Annotated in this window: 21 protein-coding genes; 5 read left to right on the top strand and 16 right to left on the bottom strand. The window is 35.5% G+C overall.

Annotated features, from left to right (window positions below; all coding sequences use genetic code 11):
• Window positions 1–551: 551 nt before the first annotated feature.
• Complete coding sequence (locus SM124_RS02530) at window positions 552–764, top strand: DNA-dependent RNA polymerase subunit epsilon (protein WP_322445041.1); 213 nt, start codon at window positions 552–554, stop codon at window positions 762–764.
• 3 nt (window positions 765–767) lie between these two features.
• Window positions 768–2,435 (top strand): ribonuclease J1, encoded by a 1,668-nt coding sequence (gene rnjA / locus SM124_RS02525; protein WP_322444914.1) that lies wholly within the window; start codon window positions 768–770, stop codon window positions 2,433–2,435.
• Window positions 2,436–2,470: 35 nt separating this feature from the next.
• On the opposite strand, the gene SM124_RS02520 is transcribed toward rnjA, so the two are convergent.
• The 9 genes from SM124_RS02520 to ccpC all read right to left on the bottom strand — a co-directional run bounded on the left by SM124_RS02520 (window position 2,471) and on the right by ccpC (window position 12,846).
• The gene (locus SM124_RS02520; RefSeq protein ID WP_322445040.1) at window positions 2,471–3,130 is read right to left on the bottom strand and encodes a potassium channel family protein; all 660 of its coding nucleotides are present in this window, start codon (window positions 3,128–3,130) and stop codon (window positions 2,471–2,473) included.
• Window positions 3,131–3,285: 155 nt separating this feature from the next.
• Window positions 3,286–4,212 (bottom strand): DUF4349 domain-containing protein, encoded by a 927-nt coding sequence (locus SM124_RS02515; protein WP_322444913.1) that lies wholly within the window; start codon window positions 4,210–4,212, stop codon window positions 3,286–3,288.
• A gap of 117 nt (window positions 4,213–4,329) precedes the next feature.
• A complete protein-coding gene (locus SM124_RS02510; protein ID WP_322444912.1) occupies window positions 4,330–6,156 on the bottom strand; it encodes an ABC transporter ATP-binding protein in 1,827 nt (608 codons plus the stop codon).
• 12 nt (window positions 6,157–6,168) lie between these two features.
• Window positions 6,169–7,923 carry an ABC transporter ATP-binding protein gene (locus SM124_RS02505; RefSeq protein ID WP_322444911.1) on the bottom strand — a complete coding sequence of 585 codons (1,755 nt, stop codon included), beginning with the start codon at window positions 7,921–7,923 and terminating at the stop codon, window positions 6,169–6,171.
• 214 nt (window positions 7,924–8,137) lie between these two features.
• Window positions 8,138–8,593 (bottom strand): TlpA family protein disulfide reductase, encoded by a 456-nt coding sequence (locus SM124_RS02500; RefSeq protein ID WP_322444910.1) that lies wholly within the window; start codon window positions 8,591–8,593, stop codon window positions 8,138–8,140.
• Window positions 8,594–8,673: 80 nt separating this feature from the next.
• A complete protein-coding gene (locus tag SM124_RS02495; RefSeq protein ID WP_322444909.1) occupies window positions 8,674–9,222 on the bottom strand; it encodes a peroxiredoxin in 549 nt (182 codons plus the stop codon).
• A gap of 666 nt (window positions 9,223–9,888) precedes the next feature.
• Complete coding sequence (locus SM124_RS02490) at window positions 9,889–11,022, bottom strand: N-acetyldiaminopimelate deacetylase (protein ID WP_322444908.1); 1,134 nt, start codon at window positions 11,020–11,022, stop codon at window positions 9,889–9,891.
• 153 nt (window positions 11,023–11,175) lie between these two features.
• The gene (dapD, locus tag SM124_RS02485; protein ID WP_322444907.1) at window positions 11,176–11,886 is read right to left on the bottom strand and encodes a 2,3,4,5-tetrahydropyridine-2,6-dicarboxylate N-acetyltransferase; all 711 of its coding nucleotides are present in this window, start codon (window positions 11,884–11,886) and stop codon (window positions 11,176–11,178) included.
• A gap of 75 nt (window positions 11,887–11,961) precedes the next feature.
• The gene (gene ccpC / locus SM124_RS02480; RefSeq protein ID WP_322444906.1) at window positions 11,962–12,846 is read right to left on the bottom strand and encodes a transcriptional regulator CcpC; all 885 of its coding nucleotides are present in this window, start codon (window positions 12,844–12,846) and stop codon (window positions 11,962–11,964) included.
• Window positions 12,847–12,955: 109 nt separating this feature from the next.
• On the opposite strand from ccpC, the gene SM124_RS02475 reads away from it, so the two are divergent.
• Window positions 12,956–13,693, top strand: a complete 738-nt coding sequence (locus SM124_RS02475; RefSeq protein WP_322444905.1) for a sulfite exporter TauE/SafE family protein — start codon at window positions 12,956–12,958, stop codon at window positions 13,691–13,693.
• A gap of 46 nt (window positions 13,694–13,739) precedes the next feature.
• On the opposite strand, the gene SM124_RS02470 is transcribed toward SM124_RS02475, so the two are convergent.
• The 4 genes from SM124_RS02470 to SM124_RS02455 all read right to left on the bottom strand — a co-directional run bounded on the left by SM124_RS02470 (window position 13,740) and on the right by SM124_RS02455 (window position 16,439).
• Window positions 13,740–15,239: an MDR family MFS transporter gene (locus SM124_RS02470; protein ID WP_322444904.1), complete on the bottom strand. Its 1,500-nt coding sequence runs from the start codon at window positions 15,237–15,239 to the stop codon at window positions 13,740–13,742.
• Between the two features lie 140 nt (window positions 15,240–15,379).
• Complete coding sequence (gene cbpB / locus SM124_RS02465) at window positions 15,380–15,823, bottom strand: cyclic-di-AMP-binding protein CbpB (protein WP_322444903.1); 444 nt, start codon at window positions 15,821–15,823, stop codon at window positions 15,380–15,382.
• Window positions 15,824–15,952: 129 nt separating this feature from the next.
• On the bottom strand, window positions 15,953–16,099 hold the full coding sequence (locus SM124_RS02460) for a hypothetical protein (RefSeq protein WP_322444902.1): 147 nt from the start codon (window positions 16,097–16,099) through the stop codon (window positions 15,953–15,955).
• 103 nt (window positions 16,100–16,202) lie between these two features.
• Window positions 16,203–16,439, bottom strand: a complete 237-nt coding sequence (locus tag SM124_RS02455) for a YkuJ family protein (RefSeq protein WP_322444901.1) — start codon at window positions 16,437–16,439, stop codon at window positions 16,203–16,205.
• 183 nt (window positions 16,440–16,622) lie between these two features.
• On the opposite strand from SM124_RS02455, the gene SM124_RS02450 reads away from it, so the two are divergent.
• Together SM124_RS02450 and SM124_RS02445 are read left to right on the top strand one after the other, a co-directional pair.
• Complete coding sequence (locus SM124_RS02450; protein WP_322444900.1) at window positions 16,623–17,582, top strand: MBL fold metallo-hydrolase; 960 nt, start codon at window positions 16,623–16,625, stop codon at window positions 17,580–17,582.
• A gap of 19 nt (window positions 17,583–17,601) precedes the next feature.
• Window positions 17,602–17,841, top strand: a complete 240-nt coding sequence (locus SM124_RS02445; protein WP_322444899.1) for a glutaredoxin family protein — start codon at window positions 17,602–17,604, stop codon at window positions 17,839–17,841.
• A 66-nt stretch (window positions 17,842–17,907) separates the two neighbouring features.
• On the opposite strand, the gene SM124_RS02440 is transcribed toward SM124_RS02445, so the two are convergent.
• The 3 genes from SM124_RS02440 to SM124_RS02430 form a co-directional block, all read right to left on the bottom strand.
• Window positions 17,908–18,603 (bottom strand): DUF3993 domain-containing protein, encoded by a 696-nt coding sequence (locus SM124_RS02440; RefSeq protein ID WP_322444898.1) that lies wholly within the window; start codon window positions 18,601–18,603, stop codon window positions 17,908–17,910.
• Between the two features lie 508 nt (window positions 18,604–19,111).
• Window positions 19,112–19,351 (bottom strand): hypothetical protein, encoded by a 240-nt coding sequence (locus tag SM124_RS02435; RefSeq protein WP_322444897.1) that lies wholly within the window; start codon window positions 19,349–19,351, stop codon window positions 19,112–19,114.
• An 80-nt stretch (window positions 19,352–19,431) separates the two neighbouring features.
• The gene (locus SM124_RS02430; protein ID WP_322444896.1) at window positions 19,432–20,649 is read right to left on the bottom strand and encodes an EAL domain-containing protein; all 1,218 of its coding nucleotides are present in this window, start codon (window positions 20,647–20,649) and stop codon (window positions 19,432–19,434) included.
• Window positions 20,650–20,678: the final 29 nt, after the last annotated feature.

The raw sequence follows: 20,678 nt of genomic DNA, 5'->3' as shown, positions 1-20,678 counted from the left end.
TATTAGTAATAAAAAGAGTAGACGAAAGAAAACCCTTAATTTCCTACTTTGAACGTTAGAAATTAGTATAAGGAGATGATCCGATGTTAAAAAAGATAAAAGATAAACTAGCTAAACAGTGGAAAGATTTACTTCGCAAGAAATCGATTGCTTAGTACTATTGTCTCTAATTTCGCTAATTAAAAATAAAAATGATAAAAATGAGCCCTTCTAACTTGCGAAGGGCTCCTTCCTTATTGTAAATTGGTAATTAGTATCTTTTTTCATATTTATTATCTTTATAGAAGATAAGTTCTATTTTTTATTATATTTTTTAAAACGTCTAAACTGCATAATTGTACTTACTTAGTAAAAGTATGCGTTTAATCATAAATTTATTTTAGTTTTAACCTCTGTTTTCCCTTATAAAATAAGGTTAAATGCTGGCTAACATATAAAATAAAATAATTACCAATTAAGGTATGTAACAACTTCTAAAGAAAAAACATGTAATCCTTTGTTTTTTTTTATATAATAGAAAGAGCGATTATCGGAAGAAGGAGCGAAATATGATGATTTTTAAAGTTTATTATCAAGAATCGATTAAACAAGTCCCTGTTAGAGAGAAAACAAAAACCGTTTACGTTGAAGGGGATTCAGAAAAAGACGTACGAAATAAATTAGCCGATAGACCTTATAATATTGAGTTTGTAACACCTGTAACAGGTGCATTTTTAGAATACGAGCAACAAAGCGAAGATTTTACAGTATTGGAGATTGAATAGATTATGAAATTTGTTAAGAACGACCAAACTGCCGTGTTTGCCCTGGGTGGACTTGGCGAGATTGGTAAAAACACTTATGGTGTTCAATTCCAAGATGAAATTATCCTTATTGACGCTGGAATTAAGTTTCCTGAGGATGAATTACTTGGAATCGATTACGTAATACCGGATTACACTTATTTAGTTAAGAACGAAGACAAAATCAAAGGATTATTTGTCACTCATGGTCACGAGGACCATATTGGTGGGATTCCCTATCTACTTCGTCAAGTAAATGTTCCCATTTACGGAGGGAAGCTTGCATTAGGACTCATTCGTAATAAATTAGAAGAACATGGCTTATTAAGAACAGCAAAACTTCATGAAATACAAGAAGACGATATTATTAAATTTAGAAAAACATCGGTAACTTTTTTTAGAACAACCCATAGTATTCCTGATTCATATGGTATCGTTGTTAAGACTCCTCCAGGACAAGTTGTACACACAGGAGACTTCAAGTTTGATTTTACTCCAGTTGGAGAGCCTGCTAACCTAACAAAGATGGCTGAAATCGGAAAAGAAGGAGTACTCTGCTTACTATCAGACAGTACAAATAGTGAGATTCCTGACTTTACTATGTCGGAACGTCGTGTTGGGGAAAGCATCCATGAGATTTTTAGAAAAGTAGAAGGACGTATTATCTTTGCAACTTTTGCATCTAATATTCACCGCCTACAACAGGTAACGGAAGCGGCTGTAGCCCACGGAAGAAAGATTGCCGTCTTTGGTCGCAGTATGGAAGCAGCTATCTCGATTGGCCAAGATTTAGGATATATTAGAGCACCTAAAGATACTTTTATTGACTCCGGACAAATCAACCGACTTCCTGCCAATAAAGTTACGATTCTTTGTACAGGAAGCCAAGGAGAACCAATGGCTGCTTTATCACGTATCGCGAATGGGACTCACCGTCAAATTCAAATTATTCCTGGTGATACAGTTGTATTCTCATCTTCACCTATTCCAGGAAATACGATTAGTGTAAGTAGAACAATTAATATGTTATTCCGTGCCGGTGCTGATGTTATACACGGCAAACTAAGTGATATTCACACTTCTGGTCACGGTGGTCAAGAAGAGCAAAAGCTTATGCTTCGCCTAATGAAACCTAAATTCTTCATGCCAATACATGGTGAGTATCGTATGCAAAAAATGCACGCGAAACATGCGGTGGATTGTGGTGTGGAAGAAGAAAATTGTTTTATTATGGACAACGGAGAAGTACTTGCCTTAAGTGAAGATACTGGACAAGTGGCAGGTAAAATCCCTTCAGGTAATGTCTATATTGACGGAAGCGGTATTGGGGATATTGGTAATATCGTCCTGAGAGACCGTAGGATCCTTTCTGAAGAAGGTTTAGTTGTTGTGGTAGTGAGCATTAACATGAAAGACTTTAAGATCGCTGCAGGGCCTGATATTATCTCTAGAGGATTTGTATATATGAGAGAATCAGGAGATCTTATCAATGATGCTCAAACACTTATTTCTAAACACTTAAATAAAGTGATGGAGAGAAAAACAACTCAGTGGTCTGAAATTAAAAATGAAATTACAGATACACTTACTCCATTCCTATATGAAAAAACAAAACGCCGTCCAATGATACTTCCTATAATTATGGAAGTATAATAAAAAGCACTCGGATTTCCGAGTGCTTTTTTTTGTTAGATCATCACTTTCTTTTCAAACCTAGAAATATCTCCATCTGCCCCAATTACAATTAAAATATCCGCTTCATAAATCATTTCATTTGCTTGAGGAGAAACAATAATATCTTTGCCTCTTTTAATCGCTACAATATTTATTCCATATTTAGCACGGATATCTAAATCAATAATTGTATGTCCAGCTAGTCGGTCATTCGCTACTATCTCTACGATACTGTGCTCATCAGATAGCTCTAAATAATCTAATACATTATTCGAAACTATATTATGCGCTATTCTCTTGCCCATATCTCTCTCAGGGTGTACGACATGATCCGCACCAATTTTTCTTAACACTTTCTCGTGATAATCGTTTTGTGCTTTAACCGTAATGTTATTTACCCCTAGTTCTTTTAATATCAGCGTAGTTAGTATACTTGCTTGAATATCGTCACCAATTGCGACAATAACATGATCAAAATTGCGAATCCCTAAGCTTTTTAATACTGATTCGTCTGTAGAATCTCCCATAACAGCATGAGAAGCGATCATGGCAAATTCATTTACTCTATCAGCATTGTTATCAATCGCCATTACTTCCATTCCTTGCTCAGCAAGTGCACGGCAGATACTCCCGCCGAAACGACCAAGACCAATTACTGCAAACTCTTTTTTCATCATTAATCCCCCGGAAGTACTTTTTTAAAGGCTATCCGCTAAAACTATTTCCCTATCGATATAAGTCTTACAAAACAGCCTTTTTAAATCTCCCTCATTTTAGCATAATAACGATAAATGAAAAGACTTTTATTATAAAAGATTCTATTCTAAAGTTAGCTTCCCGGTGGAGTTTGTGAACGGTTTTTATTAATCCTCTTAATGACAATATATATAAATGCACCAATGAAGCCTAGGAACAGAAGAATAGGTACATTTCCAAATATAAAAATCACCAATCCTGATAGCATCGTTATAATGAAGTTTGCACTGCTAACAAATTGTTTCTTTGTTTTTTCCCATGTATTTAACTTTTCATCATTAAACGCAGGAACTTTCACTTGATCCTCGTTTAAATTTAATGTCACTGTAGAGAAGGAAGTTTGATTTTTCAAGAATTTCATCCTTCCCAGTATCACTTCTATTTCTTCTTGGATTGCTGATAAATCACTAGATATTCTTAGTAAATCTTCTGTCTTTGCAGCTTTAGACATAAAATCAAGTAATCTTTCTTCGACTACTCGTTTTGATTTTAATCTAGACTCTAAATCTACATATTCCTCTGTAACATCCTGACCTGTAATCGTACGCTCGTTTACTTTTACTGCTATGCCTTCTGTATCGCTAATAAATGCTTGAAAGTTCTCAGATGGTATCCTGACCGTGATTGTCCCATTTAAATAGGTTTCCCCGTCTCTGTACACATTGGAGTCTACTACATAGCCACCATAACCTTTGATTTTCTCTTCTATATTCGAGACAGCCTTTTGAAAATCTTTTACAAGTATGCTTAAATGAGCGTTATATATCACCATCCTAGATGAATCAGTTTGATTGGCCTTACTAGTAGCAGCACTTATTTCTTTTTTCTCCCCTTCAGCAATTGAGACAGAGTTGTTTTCACTTTCAACAGCGCGGTCCTCCGCCATATCCGCTTTCGATGCTTCTTTGTACTCACTCGACTTTGAATCACTACTACAACCGCTAAAAATAAGAGTACAAGCTAGAAGAAAGCTAATAAAGACACTCGTTTTTACTTTCACATTAACACCTCGTTTTTCCGTAGAATAATCTTTAGTTCTTATATACTTCGACGAGTAATAGAAAAAAAAGTTACTACAGAAATACAAAAAGTCCCCATCAAATGGAGACTTTCTGTACTACCCTGCATTTAACATATTAAATTGTGCTTTAATTAGGTGATAGTACTCTCCTTTAAGTTCCATCAATTGAGTATGGTTGCCTTGTTCAAGGATTTCCCCATGATCTAAAACAAATATCTTATCAGCTTCTCTTATCGTTGATAGGCGATGGGCAATGATAATAGCCGTTCTGCCTTGTAACAATGTCTTTAATGCTTCTTGGATTTTCATTTCCGACTCTGTATCAATACTTGCTGTTGCCTCGTCTAAAATGAGAATTCGAGGATTAGCTAACAACGCCCTTGCAAAGGAAAGCAATTGCCGTTCTCCTACAGAAAGAATATTCCCTCGCTCCTCTACTTCTGTCTCATAGCCTTTTGGAAGTTTTTCAATAAAAGCATTAGCCCCAACCGCTTCAGCAGCTTTTTTCACTTCTTCATCAGTTGCGGCAGGATTTCCAAAACGAATGTTTTCAATAATCGTCCCTGAAAAAATAAAAGTATCTTGTAGAACAACACTAATCTGATGTCTTAGGCTCTTAAGTGAAACGTCCTTTAAGTCAATCCCGTCAATTTTAACTGTACCACTAGTAGGATCATAAAACCTGCTAATCAAGTTAGCAATCGTTGTTTTACCAGAACCTGTGTGCCCTACTAAAGCGACTGTCTGGCCTTCCTTCATTTCTAAAGAAATTCCTTTAAGTGCCGTTCTCTTCTCATCATACGAGAAGACTACATCTTCAAATTGAATATGACCTTTAATATCTGCTAATTCCGTAGGGTTGGAGCTCTCCGCCACAATCGGCTTTTCATCTAAGAATTCAAAGATTCTTTCTGAAGAAGCCATTCCCATTAAGAGCTGGTTATAAACCATTCCTAAACGAGAAATTGGCTCCCAGAACATTCCTAAATAAAAAGCAAAAGAAACAAACACTCCAATACTAATGTTCCCACCTTGTATTAGGTGAGCACCATACCATATCAAAACAGCTGTCCCTAGTGCATTCGTTAACTCCACTAATGGTCTAAACATGGCATTTTTCTTCGAAGCATCTCTCCAGCTTTCAAAAGTTTCTGTGTTTACCCCATCAAAAAAAGCCATGTTTTCTCTTTCTTGAGTGAATGATTGGGTAACTCGTATCCCCTGGATGCTTTCATTTAAATGGGAATTAAGTTTTGATTGCTTTAAGCGAACGGTTTGCCAAGAACGACGAATATTTCGACGTAAGCTAGTTGAAATAAAGAACATAATTGGCAAAATAACCATAATGGCCAGTGTTAACTCTGGACTTAAAGAGAATAGGATAATACAAACCCCAACTAAAAGGATGACATCCATTAATAAGTTAATGACACCATTTGTGAAAAGTTCCTGTAGAGAATTGATGTCATTCATAATACGTACAAGAATAGAACCTGCCGAACGTTGATCAAAGAATCGATGAGATAAGTTTTGCACGTGTGTAAATAAATGCTTCCTTAAATCATAAATGACACTTTGCCCAAGCTGATTCATCCATTTAATTCTAAAAAAGTTAGCTCCATAAGAAACAATGTATAAGCCTGCGATAATTAATACTAATGTAGTCAACAACCCAGTGTCTTTATTAACCACTGCTCTATCTAATGTGTATACCCCAATTAATATTGGGATGATTAATCTGATAGCTGTATTGATAATAACCATTATGATGGATAGTGGAAGTAAATTCTTACGATAAGGCTTCATGTAACTGAACAACCTCAGCATTTGTTTCCAGTTAAAAGGTTTTTCAATCACTTGTTCCGTCGAATATTGAAATCTTTTTAATGCATTGCTGTTAACTTTTTGTTCTCTATTCTTCATCTTGCCACCCCCTTAACCTGTATGCGAATGAAGAATTTCTTTTTGGTCCTGATATTGAATATCGTATACACGTTGATATGGTCCATTATTTTTAAGAAGTTGTTCATGCTTACCTCGTTCAACAATGCTGCCATTTTCTAAAACTAATATTTCATCTGCATGCTTTAATGAAGAAATGCGATGGGCAATAATAAAAGTTGTTCGACCCTTCATGACTTCCATCAGTGCTTTTTGAATTTTGAATTCTGTTTCCATATCTACAGCACTTGTAGCATCATCCAAAATTAAAATGCTAGGATTTACACAAATCGCACGAGCAATGGCAATACGTTGCTTTTGTCCACCAGATAAGCCCATTCCTCTTTCACCAAGCATGGTGTCATATCCATCTGGTAACTCCATTATAAAGTCATGTGCTTGGGCTTTCTTAGCTGCCTCTATAATCTCTTCCATCGTTGCCTCTGGTCGACCGTATGAAATGTTGGCTTTGATGGTCGATGAAAACAAAAATGATTCTTGAAGAACAAACCCGATATTGCTTCTTAATGAACGCAATGAGAATTCTTTCACATTGATGCCATCAATGAGTACATCACCTTCTGTTGGCTCATAAAACCTTGTCATCAACTGAGTAATACTTGTTTTACCAGAACCTGTTGACCCAAGTAAACCAATTACTTTCCCAGGATGAGCTTTAAAACTGATTTCATTTAATGCTTCTGCATCATCTTCTGTGTATTTCAAAGTAACATTTTTAAATTCTACATCACCTTGAAGTCTCTCAAGGTAAACCGATCCGTCTTTTTCCTTAATTTCGTTTTCCGCTTCCAATATTTCAAGTAATCTTTCACCAGAAGCTTTAGATTGTGAGAATAAGTTAACAACAAACCCAAGGTTCATTATCGGCCACATTATATACCACACTAAACTATAGAACGCGACCAATTCACCAGGTTTTAACTGTCCATTAATGACTAAATAACCGCCATAAGCAAGCAGAAGGACAACACTTACATTTCCTAAGAACTCCATTAGAGGGAAATACTTCGCCCAAATATTAGAGGTGAAGATATACTTATCTTTATAATCCCCGTTTGAATCATTAAATTTATTAATCTCAAAATCTTCTCTAGATAATGACTTTACGGTATTGATTCCACTAATATTTTCTTGTACTTTCGTATTGAGCTTTCCGAATGACTTACGAATACCACGAAACGCAGGGTGAACGGCCTTGTCAAAGCGAAAAGTAACGAAAGCTAAAAATGGTAAAGTAATTAGCGTTACAATGGTTAATGGGATTGAGTAATAAAACATGACTGAAACGCTGATACCAATTAATAAAATAAACCGAACTAACTCGGCAAAACCAAACGATAGGAAAAATCTAAACCCTTCCACATCAGCTGTTAAGCGTGACATTAGGTCCCCCGTTTTTGCATTGTCATAATAACGAAACGGTAAAAATTGCAGTTTCTCATATAACGAGTTTCTAAGTTTATATACACTTGTGATTCCAAATAAATCACCGGTATATTGATGGATGAAGGTCCCAATTCCTTTTACTGCCATAATTCCAATAAAACCAAGTGCTAAATAAGGGATCAATTCATACTTACCGCCAATGACAACATCATCAATGGTAATTTGAAGTATCATAGGATAAATAACGGTGATCCCCGTAATTAATAATAGGAAACCCATTGACCAAAAGAAATAATTCTTAAAAGGCCAATAAAATTCTTTTAACTTCTTAAAAGTTTCCAAGGTATTTTCCTCCTTTCATGATGCATCAAGCTTTTCCTGACGTAATTAACTTTACATAATCCTATTAACATATAATAAGAGAACATAAATATAAATATATCGGTTTTCGAAATATTTTTCTACCCCTTTATTCGAATTTTCTACTTTTTTTGAAAATTTTAATTATCCTTTAATAAAAAAGAGGTCAAGCATATGCCTGACCACCTATAAACCACTATTCGCTTTTTTCCATTTCATCTAAAACTCGATTAACACGCTTTTCTAGCATCTTCATACCGCTTCCGCCTGCCTGGAAATGACGAAGCTTTCCATCTTTGTCGAAAACATAATATGCAGGAACATACTGATTTTCGAAAGCATCTGTTAATTTATGTTCACTGTCAACAAAAATAGGTTGTGTAATGTTATGTTCTGCTGCTGTTGATTTAATTAATTCAATGTTTAAATCTTCCTCTGAACGAGGCATATGCACAGCAATAACGTTTAATTTTTCTTTATAGTCATCTCTAAACTGATTTACTTGTGGCATTGCTTCTTTACATAAATAACAGCTTACAGACCAAAAGTGAATAAGTGTAGGTTTTTCACCGACTAATTGATCCTTCGTTACTTCTCCATTTAACCATTCAGTTGCTCCGGTTAGTTCTGGCATTGGCTCACGTAATTTCATTATGTCTCCCCCACCTCTTAAATTAGAATTGCAAGAAAAGACCTAACATAAAGTTAGGTCTACATGCGAATTAATAAAAATTAAACATTTAATGTTTTTTGACCTGGTTTCCAGTTTGCTGGGCAAAGACCACCTGTTTGAAGTGCTTGAAGAACACGAAGAGTCTCATCAACATCACGGCCAATGTTGTTATGGTGAACAACAGCATACATTAATTCACCTTCAGGACTGATGATGAATAATCCGCGTAGTGCGATACCTTCTTCTTCAATTAGAACTCCATATTCACGAGAAACTACGTGGTTAGTATCAGCAGCGATAGGATATCTTAATTCTCCAAGACCGTTTGAAGAACGATCTGTATTAATCCAAGCTAAGTGAGTGTGGATTGTGTCTGTAGATACACCAATTACTTCTGCATCTAAATCTTCAAACTCATCATAACGATCAGAAAGGGCGATAATTTCAGTTGGACATACAAAAGTGAAGTCCATTGGATAGAAGTAAAGTACTGTCCATTTACCATTCTTCATGTTATCTTCTAAACTAACTTTACCAAATTCTTTGTTTGCTAATACAGCGTCCATTTCGAAACGTGGTGCTTGTTTACCAACTAAACGTTCAGCCATGTCTAATCCCTCCAAAATTTAAAATAAATGAGAATATGTATAGTTATTTCTCAGTTGCTCTCATCATTACCAACACTAATTATAGGCGTTTTAACAATTAGCGTCAACAAATGATTATAATAAATTTAATTAAATAGTAATTATTAATTATTAAATTTTTCCTAATGATGTTGATTTAACTACATCCTTTTCCCTGTTTAGTAAAAATATACTGTCGGAAATATAAAGATTTTCATTAAATTGGTAATAATTTCTCGAATAATTATAGTTTAACACGAATTTTTTTGGGAATAAATTAAAAGCACATAAATTGCTGATCTATTTATTACAAAACCATTAATTAAAACATAAAGTACATATGATAAAAAGAAGCATTAGAGGCAAATGATATGGAGATTCCATTTCCCCATCAGGTGTTCATACAAAAAACAGAATAATAAATCCTATAACAAAAGCGCAAGCGCCTCGGTCAGCCCCGACAAGCAAATGTTCTTCAACCCTAAAAGTCTGATTTTCGACTTTTAGGGTTGAAGGTTATTTGACCTCGAGGGGCTAGGCGCTGGAGCTGGACGGGGACACTCAATGTTAAAGAGTTATCCACAATGCGAAGTATTTTATACTTTCCTAAACGATAAAAAAGAAACCGGAATTTACCACCGGTTTCTTTTATTCATTCCCTTTATATTGAATATACTTTGATATAAAAGAAATGGCATAATCAATAGCATCTTCTTTAGGATTTAGCTTCGCATGGTGAAGCCCATATTCAGAATCAACGCCTAACCAAAACATAAATCCAGGAATACGCTCCAGCAAATAGCCAAAATCTTCTCCGGTCATCGCTTCTTTACACTCAATCACATTTACATCGGTATTTTCATTTAGATAACCAATAAATTCCCTTGTTAATTCCTCATGATTATATACTTGATGATACATGCAACCAAAGTCGATTTGAGCTTCACACTCATAACCAACCTCTATTCCTTTAATAAGTGCTTCTACACGCTTTTTAACCTTCGCCATTGATTCAACCGAAAGTGTACGGATGGTCCCTTCTAACCTTGCTCTTTCTGCAATAATATTTTGTACGGTTCCACCCGTAATCTTTCCAATAGTAATAACCGCGCTATCTAGCGGATCCACGTTTCGTGAAACAATCGATTGAAGCTGTGTAACTAAGGAACAAGCCGCTACAACCATATCATTAGTTTTATGTGGATAGGCAGCATGGCCACCCTTACCCTTTAAATCAATAAATAGTTCAGAAGTGTTTGCAAATAATAGCCCCTCTTTTACTGCAATTGAACCTACAGGATACTCTGGAGCGATGTGAAGAGCTAGGATCTGATCTGGCATCCATTCTTTCATAATATCGGACTGAAGCATTGGTTCCGCTCCACCAGGCCCTTCTTCTGCAGGTTGGAAAATAAATAAAAGGTCATCATTAACCGCATTATTAGTAAAGTATGTAACTAACCCTAGAGCAATACTCATGTGAAAATCATGACCGCAAGCATGCATTTGATCTAGATGCTCCGATAAAAATGGCAATTCGGTTTCTTCAACAATTGGTAGCCCATCAATATCTGCTCGGTAGCCAATCATCTTTGAGGGCTTTAGCCCATTGATTTTCACCAATATGCCAGTCTTCCAAGTTTTTATTTCTAGCCTTTCTTGAGGCAAGGATTGTAAATAATCTAACAAATATTTTTGAGTTTTAAACTCCTGGAACCCCAATTCAGGAATCTGATGAAGTTCTCTTCTGATTTTAACAAAAGGACTTATAGTTGTACTCATTTTCATCCCCCATTTACTAAGAAAAGCGCAAGCGCCCCGTTTAGCGAAGTACACTAGTCGCTGGGCGCTGGAGCTAGACAGTAGTCTAACTTCAGAAACTTATACTTTCTTACCTTATAAGAAAGCGTGGATGGGCATCCACGCTCTAAATGATTACAGTTGACGTAATTCTTGTTTAATTTCTGTTTTTGATTTTGTTTTTTCATCGATTTCTTTAATAACACGTGCAGGCGTACCAGCTACAACCGTATATGGAGGTACATCCTCAATGACAATAGCACCGGCAGCAACTACTGCACCTTTTCCTACTGTTACACCTTCTAATACAACTGCGTTTGCTCCAATTACCACATCGTCTTCAACAACAACTGGTTTAGCAGAAGGCGGTTCGATTACGCCTGCTAAAACAGAACCTGCACCGATATGACAGTTCTTACCAACTGTAGCACGGCCACCTAGAACGACATTCATATCGATCATAGTACCTTCACCAACAACAGCTCCGATATTAATAGAAGCACCCATCATAATAACTGCGTTGTCACCAATTTCAACTTGGTCACGAATAATGGCACCAGGCTCAATACGCGCTTTAATATTTTTCATATCTAATAATGGAATAGCTGAATTTCTACGATCATTTTCTACTACATAATCTTCAACTTTACCTTGGTTAGCTTCAAGTGCAGCACTGATTTCACTCCACTCACCGAATACTACTCCCGTATTTCCAGTAATAAAAGTTTTAGAAGCAGCTCCAAAATCAACTCCCTCTAAATCTCCTTTTACATAAACCTTAACAGGTGTTGACTTTTTACTATTTTGAATAAAAGAAATAATTTCATTTGCATCCATCATTTTCATATGTATAACCTCCTAATATGTACAATCTAGAATTACTTTAACAAACAAAAGCATTCAAGACAAGAAAAAAAGTACTTATTGATTCTCTTCTTTAATATGCTCTTTTATCACTTCTACAAACGCCTGAACTTGTTTTAACTGAAAGGCAGATTCATACCCCAAGAGCCACGTATCACGTTTTAAATGTTCATTATTTTCATCAATTAAAGGGATTTTAAAAATATCTTGTTCTGCTCCCCCTAACGTAATGGCTGGTAAAATAGCATACCCAATCCCGTTAAAAGCCATTTGCTTACATGTTTCAATTTGGTCCACAACAACCGTTCTTTTAGGAGCCGTTTGGAATTGCCTATGCCACCAATCCTGGATTTCCTGATAATAGTTGGAATCACTTTTAAATTGTATAAAGGGCCTGTCCGTTTTTAAGACTTGTTCTGGACTTGTAATCTCTTTATCCACTAAATATAGACTATCTTCAAATAAATGAATTTTAACACCTTTCCAGTCAGGAGTTCCTCTAATAATCCCAATATGTACTTGATCCTCATATAAAGCCTTTAGAATTTCACTACTCCATCCTGTAATTAATGAAATTTTTGCATGAGGATAGCGTGTAACAAACTTTTTCAAAACTTGTGGAAGCCAATTCTGCCCTACTATGGATGCTACAGCAATCTTTAATGTACCATGGACCTCCGTATTTAAAGCATTTATAGATTCCCTAACCTTTTCTTCATTTGATATTACTTCATTTACAAATTTAATCACCAACTCCCCAGCAGGAGTTAATGACAGTCCTTTTTGAGAACGAATAAATAGTTTGGTTCCCCACTCTTTTTCAATCGTTTGAAGGCGCTGTGACAAAGCTGGTTGGGACACAAACAACCTTTCTGCAGCCTTTCTCATATTCATCTCGGATGCAAGGACAGAAAGTAAATGAAACTCGGACAATGTAGACAAGCTTCCAGACCTCTCTTTATAAGTTTTCCTTATATTATATCTTAAAAATAATAGAATTTCATTATTGCTCTACTAGGAATATAATGCATGGTAGAAGGGTGGAATTTATATGGATTTATGGATGTTAGTGGTTATAGGATTCATTACGACTTTTGTTGGTACACTTGCAGGGAGTGGTGGGTTAATTGGTATGCCTTCCATGCTACTAGTGGGTCTTCCCATTCATTCTGCCATTGCTACAGCTAAATTCTCAAATACACTTAGCTCTTTTTCTAGTTTTTATTTTCTTCTAAAAAACAAACAAATCAGTTTCTCATCTGCATTGAAAACGGCCCCTTTTGCTTTAGGCGGCGGAATAACAGGTGGAATATTGGCTAACTCCATTTCGGAAGAGACGATGACTATAATGGCTATTTTCTTATTGTCATTAGCTCTAGTTTTAGCATTAATCAGAAAACCTATTGAAAAAGATTCAGCCGACCTTATGAAAATAGATAAAAAAATATTCCCTTATCTATTTGGAATCGGTATATATGATGGCATGTTCGGTCCTGGACAGTCCACTTTATTAATGTACACCTATTTGCATAAGGGCTTTACTTACTTAAAAGCTATGGCGTTTACTAGATTTCAAACTTTTCTAAGTTGCTTCGGCTCCTTCTTTCTATTTCTATCAGCTGGTCACTTTAACATACAAGTGGGTCTTAGTTATGCTCTAGGTGCCATTATAGGTGCGCAGCTAGCTGTAAGGGTAGCAAAAAGAATGAAGGTACTCTATTTAAAAAGGCTACTTCATATCGTAACAGTCATTCTAATCGTACAGTTAACATTAAAAGTGGTTCTATGATACTCGATATAACCTTCCCCCTTTGCATAAGGGGGAAAATGTTTTTTTAACTTTCCTTCTTAGGAAGAAAAATAATGAACAAGAAGCTTAAAATAGCAAAAATTAATACGGCATAATAAACGGAATGTAGAGAGAACGTCAACCCATCTTGAAGCAAATTTTTAACAGCCTCAGGCAGCAATTCTCTTTCTTCTTTATTCAGCAGAATATTAGTTGAATCAATTGTAAGGTCTTTACCTAGTCCATTTCCGTTCTCTTTAATATAAGATTGGATTTGACTATTAAGGATTCCTCCCAATAGTGCTGCTCCTATTGTATTCCCTAAATTCCGCATAAACATATTAGCAGCTGTTGCAATTCCACGTTGTTGCCAACTAACCGTGCTCTGAATAGAAACGATAAATGAAGTTGTCGTTAGTCCCATTCCCAAACCAACGAAGAATGACCCTGTGGCAGCCCAAACAGGACCTGCTTCAGGTGATAGTGTGACAAAAACAACACTACCTACAATTAGAAACACCCCACCGATTAAAGAAGTTGGTCTGTATCCAAATTTGAGTAGCATTTTTCCTGCAAGAGTAGAAGCGATTGGCCAGCCTATCGACATCGTTGTAAGAGTAAAACCTGCAACAATCGGTGAACGTTCCATCACTCCTTGTACAAAAGCAGGTAAGAAGCTAGAAATCCCTATTAACATCACACCCGTTGTTAAAGAGGCAATATTCGCAATAAAAATAGATCTTTCCTTCCAGATGGAAAAAGGCATCATCGGCTCTAAGGCTCTTTGTTCCTGTATGACAAAGAGAACAAAAGCAATCACACTAATAGCTAATAGACTTAAGGAAGGCGTAGATATCCAATCCCAATGAGTTCCCCCTTCAACCAATAAAACCATTAGGGTAGTAATCGCTAATGTTAAGAATATGGCACCAGGATAGTCAATCTCATGCTTTTTCTTTTCAACATTTTCATGTAAGTAAGTCCATAAAACAGCGATGGCTAAAATTCCAAGTGGGACATTAATCCAAAAGACGTATCTCCAACTGACATACTCTACAAGTAACCCTCCAAGAGCAGGACCCATAACAGCGGAAATTCCCCATACACTTGATAAATACCCTTGGATTTTTGCTCTTTCTTCCTTCGTGTAAATATCCCCTACAATCGTACTAGCAATAGGCATTACAGCACCCGCACCAAAACCTTGGATGAAACGGAAAATAATTAACATCGTCATCGTCTCGGCAAAGCCACATAAAATAGATCCGATTAAAAAAATGATAATCCCGATTGTAATAATAGGTTTACGTCCAAATAAATCCGATAACTTTCCGTAAATAAGGACTGTAACGGCATTCATTAGCATATAACTTGAGAATACCCAGCTATACAACGAAAATCCTCCAAGATCTCCCACAATTGCAGGCATGGCTGTAGACACAATCGTCGCTTCGATGGCTGCCATAAACATTGCTAGCATGACAGCTGCCAGCACAAATGGTCTTTTTGTTACTTTCTTTTCAGACCTTACTTTACCTTCTTCCATATGAACACCTCAATAAAAAACGATATGTATGAATTGGCCATAAACACTCAGAAATCCTTTTTTGTCAGCACTTAAAACCCATCAATAAAGAATGAAGCACTAAAAAAATGTAGCCCCCAATCTGGAGGCTTCCGTAACGATTATTTGTTTAATCTTCTAACATGTTTGTTCAACTGATTTAAGACTGTTCTTCTAGTCAAAATTCCTTCAAAAAGTCCCTCATCACTCTCAATGCATAGAAAAGGATGATCAACTAGTAATTCCAGACATGCTTTTATTGTTGCATTATCAGAAAGGGTTGGTACATTACGAGTCATTACTTCTTCCACTCGTTTTTTTTCTAATTTTTCAAATTCAATTCTCTCTAATCCCAATATGGCGTCCATAATGATAGGAGTACTAATTAAGCCGTGTAATTTATAGTGTGGATCTAAAACGGGGATGGCCGTATACCCGCTCTTCGTTAAGACAAGTAAAGCGTGCTCAAGATTATTTTTTACCTGTACATGTGCTACTCGTTCAGATGGAATCATAAGATCTCTAATATTTATCTCTAAAAATTCCCCACTGTGAAGACTAATCATAGTCGAAAACCCCTCTAAAATGTTTTCATTCTATTTTATTCTAACACAGTTTCTGATTTAGCGCCTTTCAAAGGTTCATATACATAAGCCCTTTTCATTTATTGCCCGTTGATTACCGCTCCAATTCAATTACCCTTTGCTCGTCTGGATATTTTTGACTTCATAATGACAGCTCTCACATTTATAAATCACATTTTGGTTTGATTGAGCCGTTAAGACGTGGTCCATTGGTTCTTCTACTGAACAGTTTGGACATTTTACAGTTGGTATCCTCATTTTTATCACCTCAAGTATATAATTCTCAAAAGGAAGAATAAGAATTACAGAATGGCTTATAAAAAAGGAAAAGGAGCTCAAATATGAGCCCCTTATGTAAAAATTATTGTATTAGGTCGAAAATCTCAATTGTAATCATATCAATATTATCGAATTGATATCTTTTCGGCTTTTCCTTGTCGTTGTATACTTCTAACTCAAAAGTTTCCGTCTTTGGATGAAATGTAACTTGACATTTTCTTTCTCCATTAACTTCAAAGAAACGTTGAGCCGGTTCACCCCCGCTCCCTTGTTCTTGAAGGTTCTTTAAACGTGTAATAATGCCTTGAAGCTGTGACATGCTCCCTCTCCTTTCCAAAACAAAACCTAATCTATTACTTATAGGTTTCTCTAATAGCATGTTTCTATCCATCTAGAATAAATTCAGAAAATTCACCCTTTTAACTTTACATGCCAATATTAACAGCATAAAATAATGTCAGGTATTTGTCCAAGTAAAAACTAAAAAAAGAGGTGAATTTTTTTGAAAAAAACAGAAAAACTTGCTGAAAATCTGTATTTAATCGACGATTTTGATTTAAATGTAGAAGAAAGAACGGGTACGTATGTTTTAACTGAAAGTGAATTAACGATTATTGAAACTAGTGCAAGCCCCTCCATTCCCTACATAAAAAATGGTATTCAAGAACTCGGATATACACTAGAAGATATTAAATATATCATTGTTACCCATATTCATTTAGACCATGCAGGTGGTGCAGGTTTGTTGTTAAAGGATTGTCCAAACGCATCGGTTGTTGTTCATCCAAAGGGAAAACGACATTTAGCGGATCCTTCTCGACTAATTGCAGGAGCTCGAGCAGTCTATGGACAACAGTTTGATACACTTTTTGACCCTATCGTTCCAATACCGGAAGAACGATTAATTGCAATGGACCACCTTTCTAAACTACACTTAAGTGATAGTTGTACTCTAACCTTTTATGATAGCCCAGGACACGCCAATCACCACTTCAGTATTTTTCATTCCAAGCTCGAAGGGATCTTTACCGGTGATACATCAGGCGTTTTTTATCCACAATTGCTAGAAGATAACATAGAATTATACTTACCATCCACTTCACCTAATCAATTTGATCCGAACAAAATGATAGCATCCATTGAGCTTTACCGAAGTTTAAGTCCAAAATATATTTTCTTTGGCCACTATGGAATGTCTGAAAATCCAAATGAAGTTTTTACCCAGGTTATAGAATGGCTTCCTAAATTTCTAGATACTGCTCAACAAGCTATCTTAGAAGGAGACACTTTCGAGGAACAAGTAAAAGTTACTGCTAATCTCCTGATTAATAATATTCAAAGTTTCCTAAATGACAAAGGCATTAAACCAACACATAAAGTGTATAAGGTTTTAAATTTGGATATGGAAGTTTGCGCTATGGGATTAGTAGATTATTTTCATAAACAACAACATTCGAACTAGTTTTTTGGAGGAATAACAATTGCATAACATTACGGTATACACACAACCAGACTGTCCACCTTGTGAAATTTCAAAACGTTTTTTAACTGAATATGGATTCACCTACCAATTAAAGGACATTAAAAAGAATCCAAAAGCCAGAAAAGAATTAACGGAAAAATATGGGTCCTACTCTACTCCTACATTTGTTATCAACGATGTAGTGATTACAGGATTTGATATTGAAAAATTAAAAGAAGTATTAAGTATTCAAGATTAGTAAATGATTTTGTATATTTAATTACACAAAAAAATGACATGTCCTAGGGACACGTCATTTTTTCTTCTATAAACTTTTTGCATATTGATTTTGTTTCAAAAAGGCATATATGCTATTATTACTATCCCCTATAGGCAACATAGCATATTGATAAAAAGTAAAAACTGGATTTGTACAAATAGTTAAAGGCATTACCGGTAAATTTATTGTTGTTAAATTAAGATTCTCTACTGAGGTCGTTACATTCTCTATTTCAGTATTACTAACATCTTCAGCCATTAAAATATCCTCAGGAATATTATCGTAAAGATACTTTGTAATTTTCCATTTATCTTTTACTTTTGTTAATAGTAAGCCTTCATAATGATCCTTGTAAGTTACAGGTCCTTCTTCATTCGCTGGAAAGAACTCAAATACGTAAATTTCCTTTTCTTTAAAAACAACCTGCGCTTCATCTGAAAAGAAAGGAACATAGTATAATGCAAAATCTGACCCAAAAATAATATATTTACCATTCATCTTCACTAAGTTTTCATTTAGAAACATTTTTTCATAATTTTTTGAAAAGTAAGGAGATAAAATGCCCTTAACCTCTTTCAATGTCCTCTCTTCCTCACTTAAAGCAACCTGAGCATGAAAAGCTTCTTCTAAGAACAGCATGACATCCTCTTTGGCTTCAAGTTTTGGAGCTGCCATTAACTGAACTGGAAAAATTAGAATGATTACAAAAGTAAATACAATCATAAGAAGTGGATGTCGCATGAACTTTTCTCTCCCTTCCATTTCATTAAAAATTTTGCATTTTAAGTATTATGTAAGTAACTCCCATTTTATCAACAAACTTCCCTTCGTATGTCTTTAATCGTTCGTAAAATTGTGAGCCTATCTGACAGAAAAAAGCCTTTCCTTTCTTAAAATTACCCCATCTGACAAAGAATTTAACATTATCCTCGGTTATTAGCGAGAAAACGAATAAATAGTCCTAAAATTATAAAAGCGCAAGCGCCTCGGTTAGCGACGTATGGACTAGAGCGCCTCGACTGAGATAAAGGAAACACGAAGAGCGTGAGCGATTCGATGTTGACTTATCGTAGGGAGAGGAGCGAAGTACACTAGTCGCTGGGCGCTCCTCGGAAAGAAGACCACTTTCCTTCGTGCGAGGTATCGCTTCCGTAGCGTATTCTTGTGGAGCTAGACAGTAGTCTAACTTCAAGAGGCATATACTTTCCCTTACAGAAATGAGAAAAAGGTCTTGGATCACCAAGACCTTTTACCAACGTATAGTTAAAGCAGCAAATGTAATGATTAAGGCTAGTAAGGCAAAACAAATTAAGTATGTCAAAAATACAGGATTCCTAATATAAGCATGATCTTTTACTTTATCAGGAATAGCGGTGTCTTGTGTTCCTTTAACCGCTCTTTGTGCTCTTGCAATGGATAATGTATAACCTAGGGAAAAAAGTAAGATTCCCATGGATATGATTAACAAGATTGTCATGTACATACTCATTGATTTTCATCTCCTTTAAGGAGGTAAGATACTATTACTATCTTCTAATGAAGATGAATTATACAAAAAACCATTTCCATTTACAGTAAACCATCATTTTCATACAAAAATCCATATGATAAATCAATGAATAAATAATGCTTTGAACTTAAAGGATAAGAAAATGTACGAATAGTTTCTCCAGTCTCTATGTCACTGTATAAATCAGAAAGTATTCCCTTTTTCTCGTATCTCATTTTAAAAATATTTTCAAGAAAATACGAACGCCAACTCCAATTCTTATCTACATATTCCGGTTGAATAATCCAGTCTTCTTGTGACTTAAAAATATTGGCTGATTCCTGGAAACCATCTTCATCGCAAATATACATGCGAAAAGCAGCATGATCTAAATCTTTCCCAAGACATACGAGGAGCTCTTCGTAGTTTAGATACTTTTTATATTTATTCAGTAAATCAACTAGCTTAATTTGAAATGATTCCGTTAGCTTATGAACTGTCTCAAGTTTCTTCTTTTCATGGGCAATGAATTTATGGAATTTATCTTTCAGGTAGTTTTTTTGAACATCCCTATGAACAAATTCAGGTTGAGGAACTTGCAAATAATATCCTTGATAATATCTACCACCGTTTTTCCAGGCGAATTGAAGTTGATACTCCATTTCAATATTTTCAAACAGAAGAGTGGCTCCGAGCTTTCTTGCTAACATTGATATCGAATATAAAATATCTTGAAGTGCCGCGGCATTGTTATTCGAACGCATAGACATGAGATCTATTTTTAAGAGATTCGGCTCAAGCCTAGCTATTCGGTCCAAATGACTGCTATCATTACCCATCTTATCAATAGCGATTTTTAAACCGTAAGTACGATAATAATTTAAAAGGTTATCTAGTTGACCTATGTCGCCTTTATAATTTCTCTCAGAGATCTCAAGTACTATCCGACTGATTTGAATTCCTTTCTCCTGAAAATCTTGGAGAAGTTCCAGAAAGATTTCGCCATCACCATGCATTAGAAGGTCAGCATCTCTATTTACAAAGATCAATTCATCTTTTTCAAGTGATAGACATAGGTTTAATGCCTTTCTAAGGACTGTATTATCAACCTCGAGTCGATACTCTTCAGGAATGGAGTCATCATGAAAAAAAGGGCCTAAACTTATGTATTCTCCTTCTGTTTTTCTATATCTTCCTAAAATTTCATAACCAATTACTCGATGCTCATCAGCACTGAAAATGGGTTGAAAAAAAGGAACAACATTGTCCAAATCTGTTAGTATATCCAATGCATCCATGTAAAACCCTCCTTTCAGATGAATAATTA

This window comes from Robertmurraya mangrovi, assembly GCF_034427655.1.
Lineage (GTDB): Bacteria > Bacillota > Bacilli > Bacillales > Cytobacillaceae > Robertmurraya_A > Robertmurraya_A mangrovi.
Note: the sequence above shows the minus strand (reverse complement) of the source record. Positions and strands in the feature narration are given on the sequence as shown.